Below are 21,118 nucleotides of genomic sequence, written 5' to 3' on the forward strand. Positions count from 1 at the left end.
GCGCCGGTAGCCTCCGAAATCCATGGGAGGCACGTTCGAGATCCGGCTGATGGGCGATCCCGTGCTGCGCCAGCGCGCCGCCGAGATCACCGACATCGACGGCCGCGTGGCGCGCATGGTCGACGACATGCTGCCTGCCATGTACGAGGCCGAGGGCATCGGGCTTGCCGCTCCCCAGGTGGGCATCCAGCGTCGTCTGTTCATCTTCGACCTCTACGAGGGCGACGGCCCCCAGACGCTCATCAACCCCGAGATCGTCGAGAGCGACGGCGAGTGGACCTATACCGAGGGATGTCTGTCGGTGCCCGGTCTGACCTTTGACATCGTCCGCCCGAAAGAGGTGCACATCGTCGGACGCGACCTCGACGGCGACGAGGTCAGCATCGAGGCCGATGAGCTGCTGGCGCGCCTGTTCCAACACGAACTCGATCATCTCGATGGCGTCCTGCTCGTCGACCATCTCGAAAAGGCCGAGCGCAAGGATGCGCTGCGAGACTGGCGAGTCCAGCTCGCGCAGCTGCAATCCGGCACCAACGGACCGGCCGAAAGCGGCCCCGTGCCGCTCGTGGGTCGCAGCGATTCGGACGGCTGAGGATTCGAGCCGGCGATGGCAGTGCCGGTGATGATGACTTCGAATAGCCAGCTGACGGGTTGTAGTGAGACTCCATGACGTTGCCGTTCTCACCAGCACGGCCACGCCGGATCGCCTTCGCGGGCACCCCGGATGACGCTGTTCCGGCATTGCAGGCGCTCGCTGAAGGTGGCTTCGAGATTCCTGTCGTGGTGACCGGCGCACCACGTCGGCGCAGTCGCCGCGGCAGCGACACCCCGAGCCCGGTCGCCGCTGCCGCCGAAGGGCTGAGCCTGCCGGTCAGCCACGATCCGGCCGATCTCGCTGCCTGCGGCGCCGACTGTGCGGTCGTGGTGGCCTACGGGCAGCTCATCGGCGAGGACCTTCTGGCAGTCACACCCATGCTCAACCTGCACTTCTCGCTGCTGCCGCGCTGGCGGGGTGCCGCCCCAGTCGAGCGGGCGTTGCTGGCGGGCGATGACCGCACGGGCGTGTCCCTCATGGCGCTGGAAGCGACGCTCGACACGGGACCCGTTTACTGGCGCCACGAAGTGCCAGTCGGCCCCTCTGACACAGCAGCAGAACTTCGCCAGCGCCTCGCGCACGATGGCGCACAGCGCCTCGCGGAATCGCTGGCTGGGGGCCTTGGCACACCCCAATCGCAATCAGGCGAGCCGACCTACGCCCGTAAGCTGACCCCCGCCGACCGTCAGATCGACTGGTCCCAGCCGACGGCCCTCATCGACCGGCAGATCCGGGTCGGCGGTGCGTGGACCGCGCTCGATGGCGAGCGCTTCATAGTCCGCGAGGCGAGCCCGCTTGCGGACGGGCCCGACGATCCACCCGGAACCCTGCGCGACGACTCCGTGGCGACAAGAGACGGCATGATCCGCCTGGCCGTCGTGCAGCCCGCCGGCCGGGTTGCGATCGATGCCCAAGATTGGCTGCGCGGAGCGCGCCTGCCGTCCGGCACCCGCTTCGGCTGACCACGGGCCCGATTGGCAGTCCGGCCAATCAGTCTTCTCGCCGGCCAGTCGCGTCGCCGGTCAGTCTCGTAGCGTGGTCGGATGCGCATCGGGCTGATCTCGGACACGCACATTCCTGAGGCGGCGCCCGAGCTGTGGCCCGAGGCCTACGCAGCCATGGAGGGCTGCGACGCCATCCTGCATGCGGGCGACATCTACGACATCTCGGTGGTCGACCGGCTCAACGAGATCGCTCCCACCTGGGCGGCCCGCGGCAACGGCGACGACGGCTCATCGGGACGAGACGTGCAGCCCGACCATCCCCTGCTGGCCAATGCCTGGGCGCACACCTTCGGCGGCGTGCGGGTTGGCCTCACCCACCACCTTCCGGTCCCCGAACTGTCCTTCTACTCAGTGGCTGATGCGGTTGAGCGGCACTTCGGTGCCGATGAGCGGCTCGACGTGTGCGTGTACGGCGATACGCATGTGCATCGCATCGACACCCTGTCGGGCGTGCTTTGCGTCAACCCCGGATCGCCCACGTTTCCACGCAATCTCAGCGCCCAGCTCGGCACCGTCGGCTATCTCGACATCGAAGACGGGGTCGCCACACCGTCGCTGTGGCAGCTCACCCCCGACGGCCTCGAACCCACCGAGTCCTGGGACTACGTCTAGTCTGCGGCGAGTCTGGACGAAGGGGGAGCAGCAGTGGCTGACGACAAGGACGCATGGCTGGCAGCCACCGTTGAGCAGCCGATCGACGCCGACGAGGAGATCGTCGATCCGCATCACCATCTGTGGGACTTTCCTGCTGGCACGTACCTGGTGCCGGAACTTCACGAAGACACGGGAGCCGGGCACAACGTCACCCAGACCGTGTTCGTGGAGTGCGCTGCCGGCTACTACACGAGCGGGCCTGAGCACATGCGCCCGGTGGGCGAGACGGAGTTCGTGCGCGAGCAGGCGGCGATCTCTGCCGAGGCCGACGGCGCAACGATCTCAGCCATTGTCAGCTTTGCCGACCTGACCCTGGGCAATGCCGTGGAGGAGGTGCTGGCGGCGCACGACGAAGCCGGTGAAGGGCTCTTCCGTGGCATCCGCCACGCCAATGCCTGGGACGGCAGCGATCAGATCCGCGAGAGCCACACCAAGCCGCCGCCCGAGCTGCTCGCCGATGCGGACTTCCGGGCGGGCTACGCGACGCTGGGCCGCATGGGCTTCAGCTTCGACGGCTGGATGTTCCATACGCAGGTCAGCGAGCTGGTCGATCTTGCGCATGCGGTGCCCGACACGCCCGTCGTGCTCGACCACCTCGGCGGTCCGCTGGGCATCGGCCCCTATACCGACCGCCGAGACGAGGTGCGTGCCGTGGTGCGCCCGGCGCTCGAAGCGCTTGCCCGCCACCCGCAGGTCACCGTCAAGGTAGGCGGGATCGGCATGAGCATCTACGGCGTGGGTTTCAAGCGGCTGCCGCAGGCGCCGTCGTCGGAGCACGTCGCAGCAACCTGGAGCGACGACATCCGCCACTGCATCGAGACCTTCGGCCCCGACCGCTGCATGTTCGAGAGCAACTTCCCGGTCGACAAGCAGGGCTGCTCGTACACCGTGCTGTTCAACGCCTTCCAGCGCATCTGCGACGAAGCCGGCTACACCGCCGCCGAGCGTGCCGACCTGTTCGCCGGCACGGCGCGCCGCTTCTACCGAGTCGACCCGCCCGCCTAGGCCAGCCAGCTACGTCAGGCCGATCCCCTCGTGGGGCAGCGTGGCCCACTGGGTCTCGTCGTGCCCGTACAGCAGGTGGCAACCATGGTCGTCGCGCAATGACTTGAGGTGGCGCATCGACTCAAGCTGCATGTCGTGGTCGTAGCCGAACGGCGGCAGCAGCATCCGGTCGAGCACGTCCTCCCAGTAGACGCAGTCGCCGGTCAGCACCACCGGGCCGCTGTCGAGCTCCACCCGCAGCGACTGGTGGCCTGCGGTGTGCCCCGGTGTGGGAATGCAGGTGACCGAGCCGTCACCGAACACGTCGTGCTCGCCTTCGATGAGCAAGAGATCGTGCCCGAGATCGAAATCCTCGGGCTTGTACACCTCGTACTCGATGAGCTTGGGGTGATGCCCCGACTCCCACTCGGCCCGCTGGCAGATCACCCGCGCATTGGGCAGCAGCTCGGTGCCGCCGCAGTGATCGAAATGCAGGTGGCTGAAGATGACAAATGTCAGCTCGGCCGGATCCACATCGACGCTTTCCAGCCGGGCCGAGACTTCGTCGCCAGCGGAGTAGTCCGCCGTGAACGACTTCGCCAGCAGCGGATACCGCGCACCCACGCCTTCCTGCACCTGGGGGTGCATGCCGGTGTCGAACACCAGCGTCTGGCCGTTGGGGTGGCGCACCAGCCAGCTCGGGATCGGCAGCCGCACGTTGCCGGGCGCGTCCTTGATCACCGACGCAGTCGGCGTCGACAGCCAGCCGCACTCCAGCGGGACGAGTGAGAGGCTCATCAGGCTCAGTACCTCCGTCGCGCCTTGTCAGGCGCCGTATCTCCTGCGCGCCTTGTCAGGCGCCGTATCTCCTGCGCGCCTTGTCAGGCGCCGTATCTCCTGCGCGCCTTGTCAGGCGCCGAAGCCCTTGCCCATGGGGCGGTGATCGGGGAAGTCGGGATCACGGCGCTCCATCTGGGCCCGGAAGGCCTCGCCCATGTCGTCGGTGTCGAACATCGCCGCGTTCCACGTTGCGATGTACTCCAGCCCGTCGGCGACCGAGTGATCGCGGCTGAAGTTCATCGACTGCTTGGTGCCCCAGATCGCCATCGGGCTCTTCGCGGCAATCTGTGCCGCAATGTCGCCGACCGCTTCCATCATCGAGTCGTGGTCGTGGTAGACGGCGTTCACAAAGCCGCGGTCGAGCGCCTCTTCAGCATCCATACGACGGCCGGTAAAGGCCAGTTCGCGCACCACGCCCTCAGGCACCAGCTTGGGCATGCGCTGCAGCGTTCCCACATCGGCGGTCATGCCGATGTTGATCTCCTGGATCGTGAAGAACGCGTCCTGTGTGGCGTAGCGAAGGTCGCAGGCCGACACCATGTCGACACCGCCGCCGACGCATGCGCCCTGGATGGCCGCGATGACCGGCAGCCGGCTCTGCTCGAGGGCATTGAAGGTCTGCTGCGCGCGCAGTGCTGTGTTGCGGATCTGCGCACGTGTCCGGCTGCTCTGCCCGCCGCCCACGCCGCTGGTCGGGTCACCGAAGTCGCCGAACACGGAGAGGTCCATGCCCGAGCTGAAGTGCCTGCCGATCGCCGACAGCACGACGACCCTGGCGTCGGACCCAGAGGTGATCTCCTCGGTGATCTCGGGCAGTTCCTTCCAGAACTCCAGGATCATCGAGTTGGCCTTCTCGGGTCGCTTCAAGACCAAGTGAGCGACGTGATCGCGCACCTCCACGTCGAAGCAGGTGTACTCGGACTCGCTCATCGCGCTTTCCCCTCGTCGTAGGACTGTCCGCTCGCGAGACAGTCCGCCATAGTCAAGCGCAATGGCGGCCTCGCCGGACGGGCTGGCATGGGGCTGGCCTCGTGGCGGCTGCGAGCCCGGCGCTACTGTCACCCGCGATGCCTGCCGAGCCAGAGCACCCGCACATCGACGAGAACGCTGCAGAGGCGCCGCTCGCCGGCATCCGCGTCGTCGAGATGACCATGTATGTGCAAGGGCCCACGAGCGGGCTCACTCTGGCCTCCCTCGGCGCCGACGTCATCAAGATCGAGCAGGTCGGCCAGGCCGACTACATGCGCAACTTCACGAGCCTGTTCGGGGTGACCTTCGACGAGCGGGGCCAGGAGTGGCTCTACGGCTCGGTCAACCGCAACAAGCGGTCCTTGGTGCTCGACGTCGCTTCGGAGGCGGGACGCCCAGTCTTTGAGCGCCTGATCGGCCAGGCCGATGCCTTCATCTCGAATATGCGAGCCGATGGTCTCGCCCGCTTCGGGGCCGACCCCGACACGCTGCTCGAGATCAACCCCCGCCTGGTGTACTGCCGGGGCGGCGGGTTCGGGATGCGAGGCGAACTGGCCGAAGACATGTGCCAGGACACGGTCGGCATGGCTCACGCCGGGTTCATGGACGCAATCTCCGAATCGGATCGGCCGACATACCCGCCGGGTGCGCTGAGCGACATTCTGACCGGCACCAACATGGCCTCGGGCGTCATGGCCGGCCTGATCAAGCGTGCGCGCACGGGCCGAGGCTGCGTTGTCGGCACGTCGCAAACGCAGGCGCTGCTGTGGCTCACCAGTCAAGCCGTGGGCGTTGCCACGAATGTCGGGCAGCGCATGGACCGCTTTGACGTTTCGGGTGCCTGGAACCCGCTCTTCACGGTGTACGAGACCGCTGACGGCTGGATCGCGATTGCCGCCCTGCAGGATGCGCACTGGCAAGGACTGGCCCGCGCTGTCGGCATCGAATCGTGGCTGGACGACCCCCGATTCGCCACCTTCGAGGACCTGGTGGCCAACCGTGACGAATTCACCCCGTTGTTCGCCGAACACATGCGAACCGACACAACGGACCGCTGGTGGCGGGCCATCCGGGGCTCCGGTGCATGGGTGTCGCCGGTGAATCGCGTCGAAGACGTCGCCAGCAACGAAGACATCCTGGCCAACGAGTACCTCGTGACCTTCGACGACGGCTTCATCGGCCCGCCGGCGATGTTCGATGTCGACGAGTTCCGCGGCATGCGCGGCGGCACCGCCGATTACGGCGAGCACACCGACGAGATCCTGGCCGAGCTGGGCTACGACGACGAGCAGATCCTCGAGCTCAAGATCGCCGACGCCGTCTGGTAGCTCACGCCCGTTGCTGGGCTAGTGCTAGAGCATCACGCCCATCACGAGCGCGGCGAGGCCGCACAGCAACGACACGCCGGCTGCTGCACCCCGCTTGGCCGCGTTGTCGCCGGCGTTCTGATGCACCAGCGCGCCGATGCCGGAGATGAGCACGAGCAGCATCTTGATGCCGAGCAGCATCGACCAGCCCGTGCTCGTCTCCTCGCTGGGAATGGCCAGCATGCCCCACAGGCCGGTCACGACTGCGATGCCGAACGCAGGCCACGCCACCCGTGAGAAGGCCTTCGCCGCAACCTTGCCCGAGCCCGGGAACGCCCGCCCCACCACGGGCACGACTGCGCCGACCACGATCTGGCCGCCGATCCACACCGTCACCGCCAGCACGTGCAGCACGACACGGAGGGTGTCGACGTCGAACATGACTTCACGGACTTCATTCATCAGGTGGCCTCGCTGCTCTCGATTGAGATGCTCAGGATCGTTCGCCGATCAGCTCCGCCATGTTGTCGGCGAAGAAGCGGTCGAGCACGTCGCCCTCGAAGCCTTCCAACGAGGCGTTGAAGCGGCCCAGCGGGTTCCGACCCCCCTCGATGTGGGGGTAGTCGCTCGAGAACATGTACAGGTGCTCGTTGGATTCGCGGATCATGGCGCCGACGTCCTCGATGGGATAGGGCGTGAAGGCCATCTGCCGGGTGATCTGCTCCGAAGGCCGCTCGCTGAACGCGGCCAGCTCGGGTTCGGAGCGCTTCCAGGTCTCGACAGTCACGTCCAGCCGGCGCAGCATCTGGGGCACCCAGGCGGCGCCGAGCTCGACCACCCCGCCCCGCAGGTTCGGATGCCGGCTCAGCACGCCGTCGAGCACCATCACGCCCACGAACGTCTCGGCCGCATGGTGCAGCGCAACCATGTCCTTGCCGCGGACGTTCTCGCCGCCGCCGAGCCAGTCGGTCGGGGTCGGGCGGCCGGTGTTCATCCACTCCGGCGCGATCTGCAGCGGGTTCCCGCCCACATGCAGCAGGAACGGCACTCCGGCCTCGGCCATCTGCGCCCAGGCCGGGTCGAGGTCGTCGTGACCTGGCGAGCGACCCCCGGCTGGCCGGTGAGGCACCCACATGGCGCCGAGCCCGGCTTCGAGCGCGAACGACATCTCGTCGATCGCCATCTGCGGATCGTCGAGCGGCAGCAACGCCACGCCGATCATGCGGTCGTCGTCGGCGCAGAACTCGGCCATGCCCCGGTTATGCGCACGGGCTGCCCCGTAGCGCACATCGAGGTCGAGCTTGGGGTCGAACACCACACCGGCGCTGAAGGTGGCGAACACGAACTGCCGGTCGAAGCCCAGCAAGTCGAGCGCCGTCGTGCGCTCGGCCGCGTTGAACGCCCCCAGCGCCTGGTACCCCTTCGGTCCCCGGATCAGGTCATCGCCCAGGGCCACGAGATCAGCCACCGCCTCAGGCGAGTGAGAACGGCTGCCGCCCGCCGCCTCGAAGTTGTTCACCGATTCGCCCGCGCTGGAGAATTCGATCTGCGGGAGGCGGTCCGCCATGTCCCCCTCAGCATGTGACTGCAGGAAGTCCGGCAGCTCCATGAGATGGCTGTCGGCATCGAGATAGGTCCGGTCGCTCGCGTAGGCCATAGGCGCAGGCTAGTGAGGATGCCGTCGGGAATCGCCGGATGGCGAGGCTGCCTCTGTCCATTGTCAGCGTCGCGCTCAAATGGCCGTCGGTAGCCTGCCGCGATGGCCACCGATCACGGGGCGCACCGGCATCAGCACGACCAGGCGCACACCGCAGACCGCGAGCATCCGCTCGCGGCCAAGGTACTGACGGTCTCCGACGGCGTGATCGCCGGCACCCGCGAGGACCGCAGCGGCGAAGCGTTGGCAGCAGCACTCACCGCCGCCGGATACGAGGTTGTCGAACGTCGCGTGGTCGCCGACGGCGTCGACACTGTCTCTGAGGCGCTGGCAGAGATGTCAGCCGGCTTCGAGGGGCTGATCGTGTCGACCGGCGGCACCGGCTTCACGGAGCGAGATCTCACACCCGAGGGCACCCGCGCCGTGATCGAGCGCGAAGCACCCGGCCTGGCCGAGGCCATGCGACTGGCGAACCCGCTGGGCAGGCTGTCTCGAGGTGTCGCAGGCATCATCGGCCGCGCGATCGTGCTGAACACGCCCGGATCCACCAAGGGTTGCGTGGAGTGCTTCGAGGCCGTGGCCGACGTGCTGCCCCACGCTCTGGCCCTGCTGGCGGGCGAACGGCTGCACTGATGCCCGCCGAGAACCTGTCTGCAGGCGGCGAATCGGTGGACTCCGCTGCCGACCTCGCCCACATGCACCGTGCCACGCAGCTGGGGGAAAGTGTGCGTGGCACCACAGCGCCGAACCCCTGGGTGGGCGCGGTGCTAGCCAGTGCCGACGGCACCGCATTTGAGGGTGCCACTGAGCCGCCGCCCGGGCGTCACGCCGAGATCGTGGCCCTCGACGCCGCTCGCCGCGCCGGTGTTGATCCGGCCGGAGCGACCCTGTACACCACGCTGGAGCCCTGCTCGCACACCGGACGCACGGCGCCGTGCATCGAGGCGATCATCGCCGCGGGAGTCGGCCGAGTTGTCATCGGCGTCACCGATCCCGACCCCAACGTGTCCGGCAGCGGAGTCGAGGCCCTGCGGGCCGCGGGCATCAAGGTCTCGGCGGGCGTTGCCGCCGAGTTTGTCGACTCGTCGTTGCGCCCGTACCTGCACCAGCGCCAATCGGGTCGTCCGTGGGTTGTGCTGAAGCTCGCCGCCACGCTCGACGGCCGCACCGGCGCGCCCGACAGCACTTCGCAGTGGATCACCTCGCCGGAGGCGCGTGCCGACGCTCACGCACTGCGCGCACGCTGCGATGCCGTGCTGGTGGGCGCAGGCACCGTGCGTGCCGATGACCCGTCGCTCACCGTTCGTGAGCTTCCGCCCTCCGATCCCCGCCGCCCCCTGCTGGACATGCGTGAGGCAGGCGACGAGCCGGACGATCTGCCGCTGACCCGCGCGGCTGCAGACCGGCTCGATCCGCGCCGCTTCGTGCTCGGCATGGCGCCGGCGGAAGCCAAGGTGCAGCCGTGCATGGAGGTCAGCGGATCGTTGCGGTCGGTGGTGCCTCGCCTGACCGACGACGGCGTCGTCGAGCTGCTGGTGGAGGGCGGCGCCAATGTCGCGGGAGAACTGCACCGAGAGGGCTTCGTCGACGAATACGTCGTCTACCTGGCGCCGGCGATTGCCGGCGGCGACGACTCGCTGCCGATGCTGGCGGGTCCAGGAGCGCCGACGATCGCCGAGTTCTGGCGCGGCCAGATCGTCGACATGCGCAGCATCGGACCCGACGTGCGCATCACCGTGCTGCCCGGATGATGAGCTCCAACCTCGTTCCGGCCGACTCCGCCGGTACCGTCGGCGGCAATCCGCGCTCCTAGCGCCCGTTGGCGAAAGGACACCCGATGTACACCGGACTCGTCGAGGAACTCGGAAGCTTCGCCGGCAGGGACGGCGAGCGTTACCGGTTCGCTGCCGCGATCGTGCTGAGCGACGCCGCGATCGACGATTCGATCTCCGTGAACGGCTGCTGCTTGACCGTCGTGACCCTGGGCGACGGCTGGTGGGAAGCCGACGTCAGCGCCGAGACGGCGCGCCGCACGGCGCTGGGGTCGCTGCAGCCCGGCGACCCCGTCAACCTTGAGCGCTCCATGCGCTATGCAGACCGTCTCGGCGGGCACCTCGTGCAGGGGCACGTGGACGGTGTGGCCACGATCGTGCGGCCGGGCCCCGACTTGCGCGCGGCGGTGCCGCCCGAGGGCGGCTTGCGCCGCTACATCGTCGAGAAGGGCTCCGTCACGCTCGACGGCGTCAGCCTCACTTGCTTCGACATCACCGACGACGACGCCGGCGGCTGCGAGTTCTCGGTGGCGCTCATCCCGCACACCATGGCGATGACCACCATGGGCACCGTGCAGCCTGGCGACCCGGTCAATCTCGAAGCCGACGTACTGGCCCGTTACGTCGAGCGTCTGCTGGGGCAGAATGGTGCAGTGACCGACAACCAGCGAGTCCGGCATGACTGACCGCCTCGCGGCCGACGTCGCGCCGGCTGCCTCGCCGTTCGCCGCGATCCCAGATGCGGTGGACGCCATCGGGCGCGGCGAGATCGTGGTGGTGGTCGACGACGAAGACCGCGAGAACGAGGGCGACCTCATCATGGCGGCCGAGCACGCCACACCCGAGACGATGGCGTTCTTCGTGCGCTATACGTCTGGTGTCATCTGCGCCCCCCTGATGGGGGAGCGCCTCGACGAACTGGCGCTGCCGCTCATGGTGACGGTCAACACCGAGTCCATGCGCACGGCCTACACGGTCACGGTGGATGCCGCCGAGGGCACCACGACCGGGATCTCGGCGGCGGACCGCTCACTCACGCTCAACCTGCTGGCAGACCCCAAGTCGAGCGCGAACGACTTCAACCGTCCCGGCCACGTGCTGCCGTTGCGCTACCGGCCCGGCGGTGTGCTCAAGCGCGCGGGCCATACCGAGGCGGCCGTCGACCTGGCCCGGCTGGCTGGCTGCCATCCCGCGGGCGTGCTCTGCGAGGTGGTCAACGACGACGGGACCATGGCCCGGGTGCCCGACCTGATCGAATTCTGCGAGCAGCACAACCTGCTGCTCATCTCCATCGCCGACCTCATCCGTTACCGGCGGGTCAACGAACGCCTGGTCGATCCGATCTCCCAAGCCCGCATCCCCACCATCTACGGCGAGTTCACCGGACACGTCTTCCGCGACTTCGACGACACCGAGCACCTGGCGCTGACGTACGGATCTGTGATGGGCTCAGAGCCTGTGCTGGTGCGAGTGCACAGCGAATGCCTGACCGGCGACATATTGGCGTCGATGCGCTGCGACTGCGGCTCGCAGTTGCACGGTGCCCTCGAAGCCATCGCCGAAGCAGGTGCTGGCGTGCTCGTCTACCTGCGCGGCCACGAAGGCCGCGGCATCGGCATCGGCCACAAGATCGCTGCGTACTCGCTGCAGGATCGCGGCCGCGACACGGTCGACGCCAACCTGGAACTGGGCTTGCCGGTCGACAGCCGGGAATACGGCATCGGGGCGCAGATCCTGGCGGAGCTCGGCGTGCAGCGGATGCGGCTGATGACCAACAACCCCAACAAGATCGGCGGTCTGTCTGGCTACGGGCTGGAGGTAGTCGAGCGAGTGCCGACGTCGTCGAATGCGAATCCCTTCAACCGTGCCTACCTGCGCACCAAGAAGATGCGCCTGGGTCACCTCATGGAAGACGAGGCCGACGGCGCGGCCGCATCCGAAGCCGATCTCGACGAGGCGGCCCCGCTCGCCGACTAGGGGACGATCTTGGAGATCGGCATCTCGACGATGTCGGTTGCACCGCGTTCGATCAGTTCGGGGATGAGCACATTGATCGTCTGCTTCGGAGCCACCGTTTCGACGGCGTAAGCCTCGCCGCCCCACAGCTCGTTCACCGTCGGCGCCTTCATCGACGGCAGCACATCCACCACGGCGTCGAGGTGCTCACGGCCGACGTTCAGCTTGACCAGCACCTTGCCCCGTGCATCCAGCACTCCGTCGAGCAGCGTCTTGATCTGTGTCATCGCTCGCCGCTTGTCCGGGTCGTCGTAGGCAGCCCGGTTGGTGAAGATCTCGGTGTAACTCGTGAGGATCTCGTCGATGATCCGCAGGCCCGCAGCGTGCAGGGCCCGGCCGGTCTCGGTGAGATCGACCACGGCGTCCACGATCTCGGGCGCCTTCGCTTCGGTGGCGCCGTAGCTCAGCCGCACGTCCGCGTCCACGCCGCGCTCAGCGAAGAACCGCCGGGTGAGCTCGGGGTACTCGCTCGACACCCGCACCCCGTTCGGCAGGTCGCTGAGCGCCCCGAACTTGCTGTCGTCGGGCACCGCCACCACGATGCGCACCGGCCGTGAGGTGGCCTTGGAGTAACGCAGCTCGCCGAGCGATACCACGTCGCTGTTCGTCTCCTCGATCCAGTCGCGCCCGGCGATGCCCAGGTCGAACAGCCCGTCAGCGACATAGGACGGGATCTCCTGGGGTCGCAGGATGCGCACGTCGTCAATGCGCGGGTCGTCGATGCTGGCGCGGTAGTCCACCGCCGAGCCCCGCCGCACCGGCAGGTCCGCATCTTCAAAGAGCTGCAGGGTCGCCGCTTCGAGCGAGCCCTTGGGGAGCACGAGCTTGAGCACGGGCGGTAACGGTACCCGCAGCGCTGCACTGCGCCCTGCTGATTTTTCTCGCGCCGGACGGCGACGTGCCCGAGCCCCGAGGCCGCGTTGCTTCAGGCGCCTCGTCTATTCGGCTGCTGTCTGGCGCTTGTGGATCTCGACGTAGGCGAGGCGAATCTGCTGCAGCGCACCTTGCAGCGTGTCGCCGGCCGGCAGCTGGTCGGCGAGGTTGTCGACCAGCAGGCCCAAGGCGTCGATCGGGAGACGTGCCTCAGCAAGGTCGGGAGGGTCACGCCGCAGATGCAATGCCGCCAGCTCGAACAGCCCCATCATGTGGTTCTGCACGATCTCGGCCGCGGGCACCGAGACGAGCTGTTCCTGGGCCTCGCGCAGTTGCTCCTGCATTGCGGCCAGCTCTTCGGGATCGAACGGCTCGCCGGTGCGCGGATCGATCGGGAGCCCGGTCTCGGGGTCGATGTCGAGTTCGCCGGCGAAGGCGCCGCCCTCTCCTTCGTCGGCTGTGCCGTATACGCCTCCTTCGTCGGCCGCGGGCGGTGGCCCGCTCGGTGGCTTGTCGGCGCTCTCGCGAGGTACCCGATGCTCACCCTCGGGTGTCCACAACGTGCTCATCGGCAAACTTCCCCGCTCGTGTGGCTGTGCTGGCTTTCCCCAGCGCTGTTACCCTACGGCCCCTACAACAGGAACAAGCGGGGTCTGACCCCCACCGGACCGCCCCAGGGCGCGTTCTGGTACCGGGCTCGCACAGGATGCCGCGTGGACGAGGAGCGTCCTTTGGACAAGCGAGTACGGCCATAGCACGCGCAAGTGACGGTGACGCCCGGATCAACGAGGACATCAGGGTCCGCGAGGTCCGCTTGGTCGCACCCGACGGCGAGCAGATCGGCATCAAGTCGGTTCCCGAAGCGCTGCAGATCGCCCGCAACATGGACTTGGACCTCGTCGAGGTGGCGCCCAACGCCGCCCCGCCGGTCTGCCGGATCATGGATTACGGCAAGTACAAGTACGAGGCGGCACAGCGGGCGAAGGAATCGCGGCGCAAGGCGACCCACGCCGGGCTGAAGGAGATGAAGTACCGGCCCAAGATCGGCACCGGCGACTTCGGCACCAAGACGTCCAAGGTCTGCAAGTTTCTCGAGGACGGCCACAAGGTCAAGGTGACGGTCATGTTCCGGGGGCGCGAGGTCTTCCATCCCGAACTCGGCGGCCAGATCCTCGAACGGGTTGCCGAAGCGGTTGCCGATGTCGGCAAGGTCGACCAGTTTCCCCGCCTCGACGGACGCAACATGACGATGTTGCTGAGTCCCGACCGCGTTTCACGTCAGCGTCGCAAAGCCGCAGATCCGCCCAACGACTAAAGCACAGCAAGCAATACGGCGACACGGCGACTGAGCCCCTGAGACACTGCGGCGCGAGCGGCCCGCGAGGCTGAGCGTTCTCCGCGCCGCCCAAGGCCACGCAACCAGCCCGGCTAACTCAGATGTGTCGGGCCACTCACATCGATCCACCACAAGCAAGGCAGCAGCACCATGCCCAAGATGAAGACTCACAGCGGCGCCAAGAAGCGCTTCAAGACGACCGGCTCCGGCAAGCTCGTGCGCCGCAAGCGCAACCGGAACCACTTGCTGGAGAAGAAGTCGTCGGCGCGCAAGCGACGGCTGGCACTCGAAGGCGAAGTGTCGGCAGCCGACGCCAAGCGCGTCAACCGGATGCTCGGCCGCTGAGCGGCAACCACCGAGACACCACCCGCGGACCAGACAATCCGCAGACAAGCGAGGACAGATCAACGTGGCACGAGTCAAGCGATCCGTAGCCAGCCGCACCCGTCGCAAGGCGACGCTCGGCAAGGCGAAGGGCTACTACGGCAACAAGAGCAGGTCATTCCGGGCCGCCAACGAGCAGGTCATGCACAGCGGGCAGTACGCGTTCCGCGACCGCAGGGCCCGCAAGGGCGAGTTCCGGCGCCTGTGGATCCAGCGCATCAATGCTGCTGCTCGCCAGAACGGCACCACCTACAGCCGTCTCATCCATGGGCTGGATGTTGCGGGCGTCGTGGTCGACCGCAAGAACCTGGCGGACTTGGCCGTGAGCGATCCCGCAGCATTCACTGCGATCGCCGAGCGCGCCGAGGCCGCACTCACCGAAGCAGCAGCCTGAGCGCACATTCCGGCCCACAGCCGCCGTCAAAAGCCGCTCTGTCGCGGCTGTCGCGCCTGGTGCGCGACCGGCGCCAGCGAGATGCCTCTGGTCTGGCTGTCGTGGAGGGGCCTCGGGCGGTCGACGGAGCGTTGGCCAGCGGGGCAATGCTCGAAGCCGTATTCGCCCGGCCCGAACTCGTCGGCCGTTACGCGCCGCAAGGTGCTCCCGATGATCATCCCGACGCTCTGCGGTTGGGTGCCGGCTACCGGGAGCGGATCGGAGCGATCCATCCGGTGCCCGCAGACGTGCTCGACCCGCTCGCCGATGCCATGAATCCCCAAGGCGTGCTCGCAATAGTTCCCTTCGCCGATGCAGCTCTCGACGAGGCGGCGACAGCAGAACGGGTGGTGGTGCTCGAAGCGATACGGGACCCCGGCAATGCGGGTGCCGTCGTGCGAAGCGCCGTCGCTGCCGGGTTCGGCGCGGTCATCGCCACGCATGGGACGACCGATCTGTGGAGCCCGAAGGCGCTGCGCGGCGCAGCGGGGCTCACCTTCGGGCCGCTCGTGTGCCGCGGGCACTCGACCGCCGAAGTGCTCAGCGCGCTGTCCGACGCCGGCCACGTGCGTGTGCGAGCAACGCCCGACGGCGACGTCGGTGCGGACCGGCTGCCGAGCGCTGAACGCATGGCGCTGGTGGTGGGCAACGAGGCACATGGGCCCTCTGCCGAGGCGATCGGGGGCACCGACGTGGCTGTCTCGATTCCCATGCAGCACCCGGTGGATTCGCTCAACGTTGCCGTGGCCGCCGCTGTGCTGATGTATGCGATGAGAGAAGCGGCCGGATATTCCTGACCATTCGGCCCTGTTGCGTCGTACCCTGCCTGCCGTGAACGGCCCGGCCACCGACACCCCCGCCAGCTCTCCCGCCGACGTATCGCCTGAAGCGCTGCTTGCCAGCATCGACGCTGCGCGCGGCCAGGGGCTGGCTGCGGTCGCCGCCGCCTCGACCAACGATGAGCTGGCACAGGTTGAGACAGGATTGTTCGGACGCAAAGCCGCGCTCGGGCAGATCAAGCAAGGCCTGGGCTCGCTGCCGCCCGAACAGCGAGCCGCGGTCGGGCGGGCGCTCAACGAGGCCCAGCAGGCATTGCGCGTGGCGCACGCGGGGGCCGCCGATGAGCTGGCCGCTGCGGCACGCCGTGAACAGCTGCAGCGCGAGTGGCTGGACCTCACCGAGACGCCGCCGGGACCCGAGCGCGGCCACCTGCACCTGGTGACCCAGACCACCGAACGCCTCGAGGACGTGTTCGTCGGCATGGGCTTCACAGTCTCCGAAGGGCCACAAGCCGAGACCGACTGGTACAACTTCGAGGCGCTCAACCTGCCGGCCGCGCATCCCGCCCGTTCCATGTGGGACACGCTCTACCTCGACCTCGGCGAGCGCACTGAACTCGGCGACGGAGAGGGCGGTGAAGCATCCAACGTGGTGCTGCGCACGCACACCTCACCGGTGCAGATACGGGTGATGGAAGATCAGCCGCCGCCGATCTACACGATCTGCCCAGGCCGCGTGTTCCGGCGCGACACCGCCGACGCCAGCCACATGCCCGTGTTCCACCAGATCGAAGGTCTCGTGGTCGACCGGGGCATCTCGTTCGCTGATCTCTCGGGCACGCTCGAAGAGTTCACGTCGGCCTACTTCGGCAAGTCGATCTCGTCGCGGCTGCGCCCCTCGTACTTCCCGTTCACCGAGCCGTCCGCCGAGTTCGACATCACCTGCGTGATCTGCGAGGGCGCCGGCTGCCAGACCTGCCAGCGCACGGGCTGGATCGAGCTGGGCGGCTGCGGCATGGTGCATCCCAACGTGCTCGCCAACTGCGGCGTCGATTTCGAGGAATGGACGGGCTTCGCGTTCGGATTCGGCATCGACCGCTTGGCGCTCATGCGCCACGGCATCGACGACCTGCGCGACATGTACACCAACGACATCCGCTTCCTCAGCCAGTTCTGATGCCCGCAGGTTTGCTTCGACGTGGGGGACAACCCTGATGAAGGTGCTGCTGAGCTGGCTGCGCGAGTTCGCGCCCATCGAGGGCGATCCTGCAGAGCTGGCCGATCACTTGAGCGACCTCGGCATGGCCGTCGAGGAGATGCGCATCCTGCCGTCGCTCGACGGCGTTGTGGTTGCCCGTGTGGCGGGCCTGCGGCCGCATCCGGAGGCCGACCGCATCCAGCTCGTGGACGTTGAGTTGCCCGGCAGTGTCGGAGAGGGAACGGCGGGCGCGCTGCAGGTGTGCTGCGGCGCGTTCAACATGGCTGTCGGCGATTTGGTGCCGCTGGCCACCGTCGGCACGACCATGCCGGGTGGCCTTGAGATCGGCGAGCGCCGCATGCGCGGCCAGCTCTCCCAGGGGATGTGCTGCTCCGCGGCGGAACTCGATCTGGGCGCCGACGCCGAGGGCATCATGATCCTGCCCAGTGAGTTTGAGCTCGGCGCTCCGCTCATGTCGCAGCTCGGCCTGGCCGGCGACGTGCTGTACGACCTGGAGGTGAACCCCAACCGTCCCGACGCCATGTCGGTGGCCGGCGTGGCACGTGACTTGGCGGCCCGGCTCGGCGTGCCCTTCCGGATTCCCGTGCCGCTGGTCCGCGAGACCGGGGAGGACATCTCGACAGTGGCATCGGTGCAGATCATCGACGCTGATCTCTGCGGCCGGTTCGGTGTGCGGGTCATCCGGGATGTGACCATCGGCCAGTCGCCGCCGTGGATGCAGGCCCGGTTGACGCTGTGCGGGATGCGTCCGATCAACGCCGTGGTGGATGTCTCGAACTACGTGATGCTCGAGCTGGGCACGCCGAACCACACCTACGACTTGGCACTCGTGCCCGGCGGTTACCTGGGAACTCGGCGCAGCTCCGAGGGAGAGCGTCTTGTCACGCTCGATGGCAGCGAACGCGAGATGCTCCGGGGCGATGGCTTGATCGTCGATCGTGACGATCGGCCCATCGGCATCTCGGGCGTGATGGGCGGCGAGAACACCGAGATCAGCGACAGCACCACAGCGGTGCTGCTCGAGCTCGCGTGGTGGGATCGCCTGTCGATCTCCCGCACCTCCCAACGGCTGGGCCTGCGTTCGGAAGCCTCGATGCGCTTCGAGCGAGGCACTGACCATGAGCTCGTGCCGGCCGCCTTGGACCGGTTCTGCGAGCTGCTGGACCGGGTGACCCCCGGCGGTGTGTCGGTGTGCAGCGGTCGGCTCGACGGCCGGGGCGATCTGCCCCCCGCCACCCGAGTCCGCGTGCGACCAGCCCGCATGAGCCACCTGCTGGGCAGGCCATTCAGCGCCGATGAGCTGCGTGGCCTGCTCGATCCCATTGGTTTGCAGTGCGCCGTACTTGAAGACGACGCAGACGGTGCGCTGGAGGTGACGATCCCGAGTTTCCGTCCGGATGTGGAGACTGAGACCGACGTGGCCGAGGAGGTCGCTCGCCACTACGGATACGGGCGGCTCGGGCGCACGGTGCCGCGTTCGCCGGAGCCCGGTCGGCTGACGCCGGCCCAACGCTTGCGTCGCGACCTGCGACGTGTGCTGGTGGGGGCGGGCCTGTCCGAAGCCATGCCCAACCCGTTCTTGGCCCCCGACGCCGTGCGTCGGGCCGGGATAGACGGTGCAGAACCAGTGCGGCTGCTGAACCCGCTAGCGACCGAGGAATCCGTCCTTCGGCCGTCGCTGCTTCCGGGCCTGCTCACCGCAGCCGCGTACAACTCTTCCCACCGCAACGACACCGTGTCGCTGTTCGAGATCGGGGTCGTATTCGGACCCCCGCCAGCGGGAGGCGCCGCCGATACTGCTGCAGACAAGACTGCCGCAGCGGTGTTGCCCGTCGAGACGGAGCACCTCGGCGCCATCTGGGCCGGCGGTGAAGCGGCCGACGCAGTGCATCTCACCGAGCTCATCGCGGCGGCATTCGGCCTCGAACTCGATCTCAAGAACGCGAACGACCTCGACGGCATGCACCCCGTGCGGGCAGCCCAGGTGTTGCGAGGCGAGCAGGCCATCGGCGTCGTGGGTGAGGTCGACCCGGTGGTCTGCGAACGTCATGGTCTCGCACAGCGCTGTGCCTGGCTTCAGGTGATCGTGGAGCCCCTGCTCGCGGCGGCATCCGCAGCCGCCGAGCGGCCCTACCAACTGGTCTCTACCTACCCGTCCAGCGACATCGATTTGGCATTCGCCGTGCCGGACGGCGTCCAAGCCTCACAGGTGCGCAGCACGCTGCTCGCTTCAGGCGGCGACGAACTGCGCTCGGTCGACCTCTTCGACATCTATCGAGGCGACCAGATGGACCCAGGCACGCGCTCGCTGGCCTATCGCCTGCGGCTGCAAGCCGACGATCGCACGCTCACCGACGAGCAGGTAGCCGACATCCGCCAGCGCTGCATCGACGCCGTGGAGCACGCCCACAGCGCAGCGCTGCGCTGAGGCATCGAATGCACCGGATCGCTCCTGTCGAGTGTTGACGGATCGGCCTCAATAACCCAGGTCGAGGTACACCGGGCCGATGAGCGGCTCGCCCGCAGCCCGCAGCGCCACGTTGGTGGTGACCCGCTCGGCCAGCAGCACGAGGCCCATCTCGGGCGTGTTGCCGATGTGCGGCGTGATGAGGCAGTTGGGCAGGCTCCACAGCGGGTGGCCGTCGGGCAGTGGTTCGGGATCGGTCACGTCCAGAGCGGCTCCGCCGATCTGGCCGGCCTGGAGTGCTTCGACGAGATCGTCGGTGACGATGTGCCCGCCGCGTGCCACGTTCACGATCCAGGCGTGATCGGGCAGCGCCGCCAGTTCGGCCGATCCGATGATGCCTGCAGTGTCGGTTGTCAGCGCCAGCGCGAGGAACAGCACATCGGTGCCCGGCAGCACCTGTGACAACTCCTCTGGCCCGACGACGCGTGCGGCTCCCGCTGTGTCGCTTGACGCCGCTCCGTGCGGCGCTGAGAGCATGGGGCGGTTGCGTACCACGGTCACTTCGCACCCGAACGGTGCAAGCAGGCGCAACAGCGACTCGGTGATGCCGCCGCCGCCCAGCACGGTCACCGACGCGCCGAGCAGGTTGCGGCCCTCGGGGGCTGTCCAATCTGATGCGCGGGCGTAGGTGGCCATGCCCCGCATGCCAGCTAGTGCCAGCATCAGCGCGTGCTCGGCCACGGGCTCCGCGTACACACCCTTGCCGCAGTACCACTCGACGGCAGGCCGGGCGGTCACGATGTCGACGACCGGTTCGATGCCCGCGTAGGGCAGCTGCACCCATTCGATGCCGGGATTGGCGTCCACCAGTTCCCCGATCAGCTGCGCCTGCGTGGGCTCGGCCCACACGAGCGCCGACGCGCCGTCGGGTGTGCTCACCGTGCCGCCGCCGCGCTCGACCGCCTCGGCCAGCACCGGGCGCCGCCAGCAGTCGGGCTCGACGGCGACCAGCACGCTCATCGCGCCGTCGTCCCGTTGCTCTGCGCGTGACGCACTGCCTGGCTCCTCAGCGGATGTCGGCCGCGAGGCCGCCGTCAGCACAGATGATCTCGCCGGTCACGAAACTGGCTTCATCACTGCACAGGTACAGGCAGGCGTTGGCAATGTCATCGGGCTCACCGAGCCGTCCCACTGGGGTTTCGCGCTCGCGCCCGCGCACCCACTCGTCGCTATGGGTCATGAACGCCGTCATGGGCGTGCGGATGTACCCCGGAGCGACCGCATTCACCCGGATGCCGTACCGGTTGAGTTCCAGCGCCGCGCAGCGGGTGAGCATCCACACGCCCGCCTTGGACACGCAATAGTCGGCTCCGCCAGGCAGCGCCATCAAACCGGCCACCGAGGCGATGTTCACAATGGCACCGCCGCCGCCGTCCCGCATGCGACGTGCAGCCGACTGGTTGGTGAGCATGACCCCGGTCAGATTGACATCGAGCACCCGCTGCCACGAGTCGACTGTTTTCGCGAGCAGCCATTGGTCGCCCCCTTGCCAGGAGTCCTGGCCGACCTGATCGGAGATCTCACGGCTGACGTAGCCCGCATGGGAGATGCCAGCGGCGGCAACACATGCATCGAGGCGTCCGAATGCGGCGACCGCGGCGTCGGCCATGGCCTCGTTCTGGTCCGCATCGGCCGTGTCGACCTGGGTCCACGTCGCCTCGCGGCCAAGGTCGGTGATTTCGGCGGCGACCGCTTCGGCCCGATCCGGATTCAGGTCGGCCACCACCACCGATGCCCCCTCTTCGGAGAAGCGCAGCGCACAGGCCCGACCGATGCCCGACGCGCCGCCGGTGATCACTGCGACCTTGCCGTCCATTCGGCTCATCGCG

At 67.9% G+C, this 21,118-nt stretch carries 23 protein-coding genes; 15 read left to right on the top strand and 8 right to left on the bottom strand.

Annotated elements, in window-relative coordinates:
* Positions 1-22 precede the first annotated feature (22 nt).
* The 4 genes from def (at position 23) to ACOGXD_RS11905 (ending at position 3,258) form a co-directional block, all read left to right on the top strand.
* Positions 23-592, top strand: a complete 570-nt coding sequence (def, locus tag ACOGXD_RS11890) for a peptide deformylase (RefSeq protein ID WP_419915257.1) — start codon at positions 23-25, stop codon at positions 590-592.
* A gap of 74 nt (positions 593-666) precedes the next feature.
* Complete coding sequence (locus tag ACOGXD_RS11895) at positions 667-1,557, top strand: methionyl-tRNA formyltransferase (protein WP_419915258.1); 891 nt, start codon at positions 667-669, stop codon at positions 1,555-1,557.
* Between the two features lie 81 nt (positions 1,558-1,638).
* On the top strand, positions 1,639-2,211 hold the full coding sequence (locus ACOGXD_RS11900; protein ID WP_419915259.1) for a YfcE family phosphodiesterase: 573 nt from the start codon (positions 1,639-1,641) through the stop codon (positions 2,209-2,211).
* A 33-nt stretch (positions 2,212-2,244) separates the two neighbouring features.
* Complete coding sequence (locus tag ACOGXD_RS11905) at positions 2,245-3,258, top strand: amidohydrolase family protein (protein WP_419915260.1); 1,014 nt, start codon at positions 2,245-2,247, stop codon at positions 3,256-3,258.
* 9 nt (positions 3,259-3,267) lie between these two features.
* On the opposite strand, the gene ACOGXD_RS11910 is transcribed toward ACOGXD_RS11905, so the two are convergent.
* Positions 3,268-4,035, bottom strand: coding sequence for an N-acyl homoserine lactonase family protein (locus ACOGXD_RS11910; RefSeq protein ID WP_419915261.1), 768 nt, complete (start codon positions 4,033-4,035; stop codon positions 3,268-3,270).
* A 111-nt stretch (positions 4,036-4,146) separates the two neighbouring features.
* On the bottom strand, positions 4,147-5,007 hold the full coding sequence (locus ACOGXD_RS11915) for a crotonase/enoyl-CoA hydratase family protein (RefSeq protein ID WP_419915262.1): 861 nt from the start codon (positions 5,005-5,007) through the stop codon (positions 4,147-4,149).
* A 137-nt stretch (positions 5,008-5,144) separates the two neighbouring features.
* On the opposite strand from ACOGXD_RS11915, the gene ACOGXD_RS11920 reads away from it, so the two are divergent.
* The gene (locus ACOGXD_RS11920) at positions 5,145-6,374 is read left to right on the top strand and encodes a CaiB/BaiF CoA transferase family protein (protein ID WP_419915263.1); all 1,230 of its coding nucleotides are present in this window, start codon (positions 5,145-5,147) and stop codon (positions 6,372-6,374) included.
* Positions 6,375-6,398: 24 nt separating this feature from the next.
* Here the strand turns inward: ACOGXD_RS11920 and ACOGXD_RS11925 are convergent, their stop codons facing one another.
* Together ACOGXD_RS11925 and ACOGXD_RS11930 are read right to left on the bottom strand one after the other, a co-directional pair.
* The gene (locus tag ACOGXD_RS11925) at positions 6,399-6,815 is read right to left on the bottom strand and encodes a hypothetical protein (RefSeq protein ID WP_419915264.1); all 417 of its coding nucleotides are present in this window, start codon (positions 6,813-6,815) and stop codon (positions 6,399-6,401) included.
* A gap of 31 nt (positions 6,816-6,846) precedes the next feature.
* Positions 6,847-8,010, bottom strand: a complete 1,164-nt coding sequence (locus ACOGXD_RS11930; protein WP_419915265.1) for an amidohydrolase family protein — start codon at positions 8,008-8,010, stop codon at positions 6,847-6,849.
* 102 nt (positions 8,011-8,112) lie between these two features.
* Here ACOGXD_RS11930 and ACOGXD_RS11935 point away from each other — a divergent pair, with 102 nt between their 5' ends.
* The 4 genes from ACOGXD_RS11935 to ACOGXD_RS11950 all read left to right on the top strand — a co-directional run bounded on the left by ACOGXD_RS11935 (position 8,113) and on the right by ACOGXD_RS11950 (position 11,759).
* Entirely contained in the window at positions 8,113-8,643 is a 531-nt protein-coding gene (locus ACOGXD_RS11935) for a MogA/MoaB family molybdenum cofactor biosynthesis protein (protein WP_419915266.1), read from the top strand.
* A complete protein-coding gene (gene ribD, locus ACOGXD_RS11940; RefSeq protein ID WP_419915267.1) occupies positions 8,643-9,761 on the top strand; it encodes a bifunctional diaminohydroxyphosphoribosylaminopyrimidine deaminase/5-amino-6-(5-phosphoribosylamino)uracil reductase RibD in 1,119 nt (372 codons plus the stop codon). The genes ACOGXD_RS11935 and ribD overlap by 1 nt, the downstream gene beginning before the upstream one ends.
* An 86-nt stretch (positions 9,762-9,847) precedes the next feature.
* Positions 9,848-10,468 (top strand): riboflavin synthase, encoded by a 621-nt coding sequence (locus ACOGXD_RS11945; RefSeq protein ID WP_419915268.1) that lies wholly within the window; start codon positions 9,848-9,850, stop codon positions 10,466-10,468.
* Positions 10,461-11,759: a bifunctional 3,4-dihydroxy-2-butanone-4-phosphate synthase/GTP cyclohydrolase II gene (locus ACOGXD_RS11950; RefSeq protein WP_419915269.1), complete on the top strand. Its 1,299-nt coding sequence runs from the start codon at positions 10,461-10,463 to the stop codon at positions 11,757-11,759. The genes ACOGXD_RS11945 and ACOGXD_RS11950 overlap by 8 nt, the downstream gene beginning before the upstream one ends.
* On the opposite strand, the gene hisG is transcribed toward ACOGXD_RS11950, so the two are convergent.
* Together hisG and ACOGXD_RS11960 are read right to left on the bottom strand one after the other, a co-directional pair.
* On the bottom strand, positions 11,756-12,631 hold the full coding sequence (hisG, locus tag ACOGXD_RS11955; RefSeq protein ID WP_419915270.1) for an ATP phosphoribosyltransferase: 876 nt from the start codon (positions 12,629-12,631) through the stop codon (positions 11,756-11,758). The two genes, ACOGXD_RS11950 and hisG, sit on opposite strands and share 4 nt — an antisense overlap.
* A gap of 105 nt (positions 12,632-12,736) precedes the next feature.
* Positions 12,737-13,240, bottom strand: coding sequence for a hypothetical protein (locus tag ACOGXD_RS11960; RefSeq protein ID WP_419915271.1), 504 nt, complete (start codon positions 13,238-13,240; stop codon positions 12,737-12,739).
* A gap of 245 nt (positions 13,241-13,485) precedes the next feature.
* Between ACOGXD_RS11960 and infC the strand changes: the two genes are divergently transcribed.
* From infC to pheT, 6 genes are all read left to right on the top strand, one after another.
* The gene (infC, locus tag ACOGXD_RS11965) at positions 13,486-13,986 is read left to right on the top strand and encodes a translation initiation factor IF-3 (protein ID WP_419915272.1); all 501 of its coding nucleotides are present in this window, start codon (positions 13,486-13,488) and stop codon (positions 13,984-13,986) included.
* 171 nt (positions 13,987-14,157) lie between these two features.
* Positions 14,158-14,352, top strand: a complete 195-nt coding sequence (gene rpmI, locus ACOGXD_RS11970; RefSeq protein ID WP_323673642.1) for a 50S ribosomal protein L35 — start codon at positions 14,158-14,160, stop codon at positions 14,350-14,352.
* Between the two features lie 64 nt (positions 14,353-14,416).
* Positions 14,417-14,785: a 50S ribosomal protein L20 gene (rplT, locus tag ACOGXD_RS11975; RefSeq protein ID WP_419915273.1), complete on the top strand. Its 369-nt coding sequence runs from the start codon at positions 14,417-14,419 to the stop codon at positions 14,783-14,785.
* A 101-nt stretch (positions 14,786-14,886) separates the two neighbouring features.
* Positions 14,887-15,621 (top strand): TrmH family RNA methyltransferase, encoded by a 735-nt coding sequence (locus ACOGXD_RS11980; protein ID WP_419915274.1) that lies wholly within the window; start codon positions 14,887-14,889, stop codon positions 15,619-15,621.
* A gap of 106 nt (positions 15,622-15,727) precedes the next feature.
* The gene (gene pheS, locus ACOGXD_RS11985; RefSeq protein ID WP_419917399.1) at positions 15,728-16,780 is read left to right on the top strand and encodes a phenylalanine--tRNA ligase subunit alpha; all 1,053 of its coding nucleotides are present in this window, start codon (positions 15,728-15,730) and stop codon (positions 16,778-16,780) included.
* 37 nt (positions 16,781-16,817) lie between these two features.
* Complete coding sequence (gene pheT, locus ACOGXD_RS11990) at positions 16,818-19,250, top strand: phenylalanine--tRNA ligase subunit beta (RefSeq protein ID WP_419915275.1); 2,433 nt, start codon at positions 16,818-16,820, stop codon at positions 19,248-19,250.
* Between the two features lie 48 nt (positions 19,251-19,298).
* On the opposite strand, the gene ACOGXD_RS11995 is transcribed toward pheT, so the two are convergent.
* The gene (locus ACOGXD_RS11995) at positions 19,299-20,249 is read right to left on the bottom strand and encodes a D-isomer specific 2-hydroxyacid dehydrogenase family protein (protein WP_419915276.1); all 951 of its coding nucleotides are present in this window, start codon (positions 20,247-20,249) and stop codon (positions 19,299-19,301) included.
* A 46-nt stretch (positions 20,250-20,295) separates the two neighbouring features.
* Positions 20,296-21,114, bottom strand: a complete 819-nt coding sequence (locus ACOGXD_RS12000) for an SDR family NAD(P)-dependent oxidoreductase (RefSeq protein WP_419915277.1) — start codon at positions 21,112-21,114, stop codon at positions 20,296-20,298.
* Positions 21,115-21,118: the final 4 nt, after the last annotated feature.

Origin of the sequence: Candidatus Poriferisodalis sp. (assembly GCF_965204125.1) — a bacterium.
Classification (GTDB): Bacteria; Actinomycetota; Acidimicrobiia; order Acidimicrobiales; family Poriferisodalaceae; genus Poriferisodalis.

Excerpts from the sequence above, each read along its gene's own strand:
- ACOGXD_RS11915 (WP_419915262.1), bottom strand. The coding sequence starts at position 5,007 with ATGAGCGAGTCCGAGTACACCTGCTTCGACGTGGAGGTGCGCGATCAC.
- def (WP_419915257.1), top strand. The coding sequence starts at position 23 with ATGGGAGGCACGTTCGAGATCCGGCTGATGGGCGATCCCGTGCTGCGC.
- ACOGXD_RS11925 (WP_419915264.1), bottom strand. The coding sequence starts at position 6,815 with ATGAATGAAGTCCGTGAAGTCATGTTCGACGTCGACACCCTCCGTGTC.
- ACOGXD_RS12000 (WP_419915277.1), bottom strand. The coding sequence starts at position 21,114 with ATGAGCCGAATGGACGGCAAGGTCGCAGTGATCACCGGCGGCGCGTCG.
- ACOGXD_RS11960 (WP_419915271.1), bottom strand. The coding sequence starts at position 13,240 with ATGAGCACGTTGTGGACACCCGAGGGTGAGCATCGGGTACCTCGCGAG.
- ACOGXD_RS11930 (WP_419915265.1), bottom strand. The coding sequence starts at position 8,010 with ATGGCCTACGCGAGCGACCGGACCTATCTCGATGCCGACAGCCATCTC.
- ACOGXD_RS11945 (WP_419915268.1), top strand. The coding sequence starts at position 9,848 with ATGTACACCGGACTCGTCGAGGAACTCGGAAGCTTCGCCGGCAGGGAC.
- ACOGXD_RS11900 (WP_419915259.1), top strand. The coding sequence starts at position 1,639 with ATGCGCATCGGGCTGATCTCGGACACGCACATTCCTGAGGCGGCGCCC.
- rpmI (WP_323673642.1), top strand. The coding sequence starts at position 14,158 with ATGCCCAAGATGAAGACTCACAGCGGCGCCAAGAAGCGCTTCAAGACG.
- ACOGXD_RS11920 (WP_419915263.1), top strand. The coding sequence starts at position 5,145 with ATGCCTGCCGAGCCAGAGCACCCGCACATCGACGAGAACGCTGCAGAG.
- ACOGXD_RS11910 (WP_419915261.1), bottom strand. The coding sequence starts at position 4,035 with ATGAGCCTCTCACTCGTCCCGCTGGAGTGCGGCTGGCTGTCGACGCCG.
- ribD (WP_419915267.1), top strand. The coding sequence starts at position 8,643 with ATGCCCGCCGAGAACCTGTCTGCAGGCGGCGAATCGGTGGACTCCGCT.
- ACOGXD_RS11935 (WP_419915266.1), top strand. The coding sequence starts at position 8,113 with ATGGCCACCGATCACGGGGCGCACCGGCATCAGCACGACCAGGCGCAC.
- ACOGXD_RS11895 (WP_419915258.1), top strand. The coding sequence starts at position 667 with ATGACGTTGCCGTTCTCACCAGCACGGCCACGCCGGATCGCCTTCGCG.
- ACOGXD_RS11995 (WP_419915276.1), bottom strand. The coding sequence starts at position 20,249 with ATGAGCGTGCTGGTCGCCGTCGAGCCCGACTGCTGGCGGCGCCCGGTG.
- pheT (WP_419915275.1), top strand. The coding sequence starts at position 16,818 with ATGAAGGTGCTGCTGAGCTGGCTGCGCGAGTTCGCGCCCATCGAGGGC.
- ACOGXD_RS11950 (WP_419915269.1), top strand. The coding sequence starts at position 10,461 with ATGACTGACCGCCTCGCGGCCGACGTCGCGCCGGCTGCCTCGCCGTTC.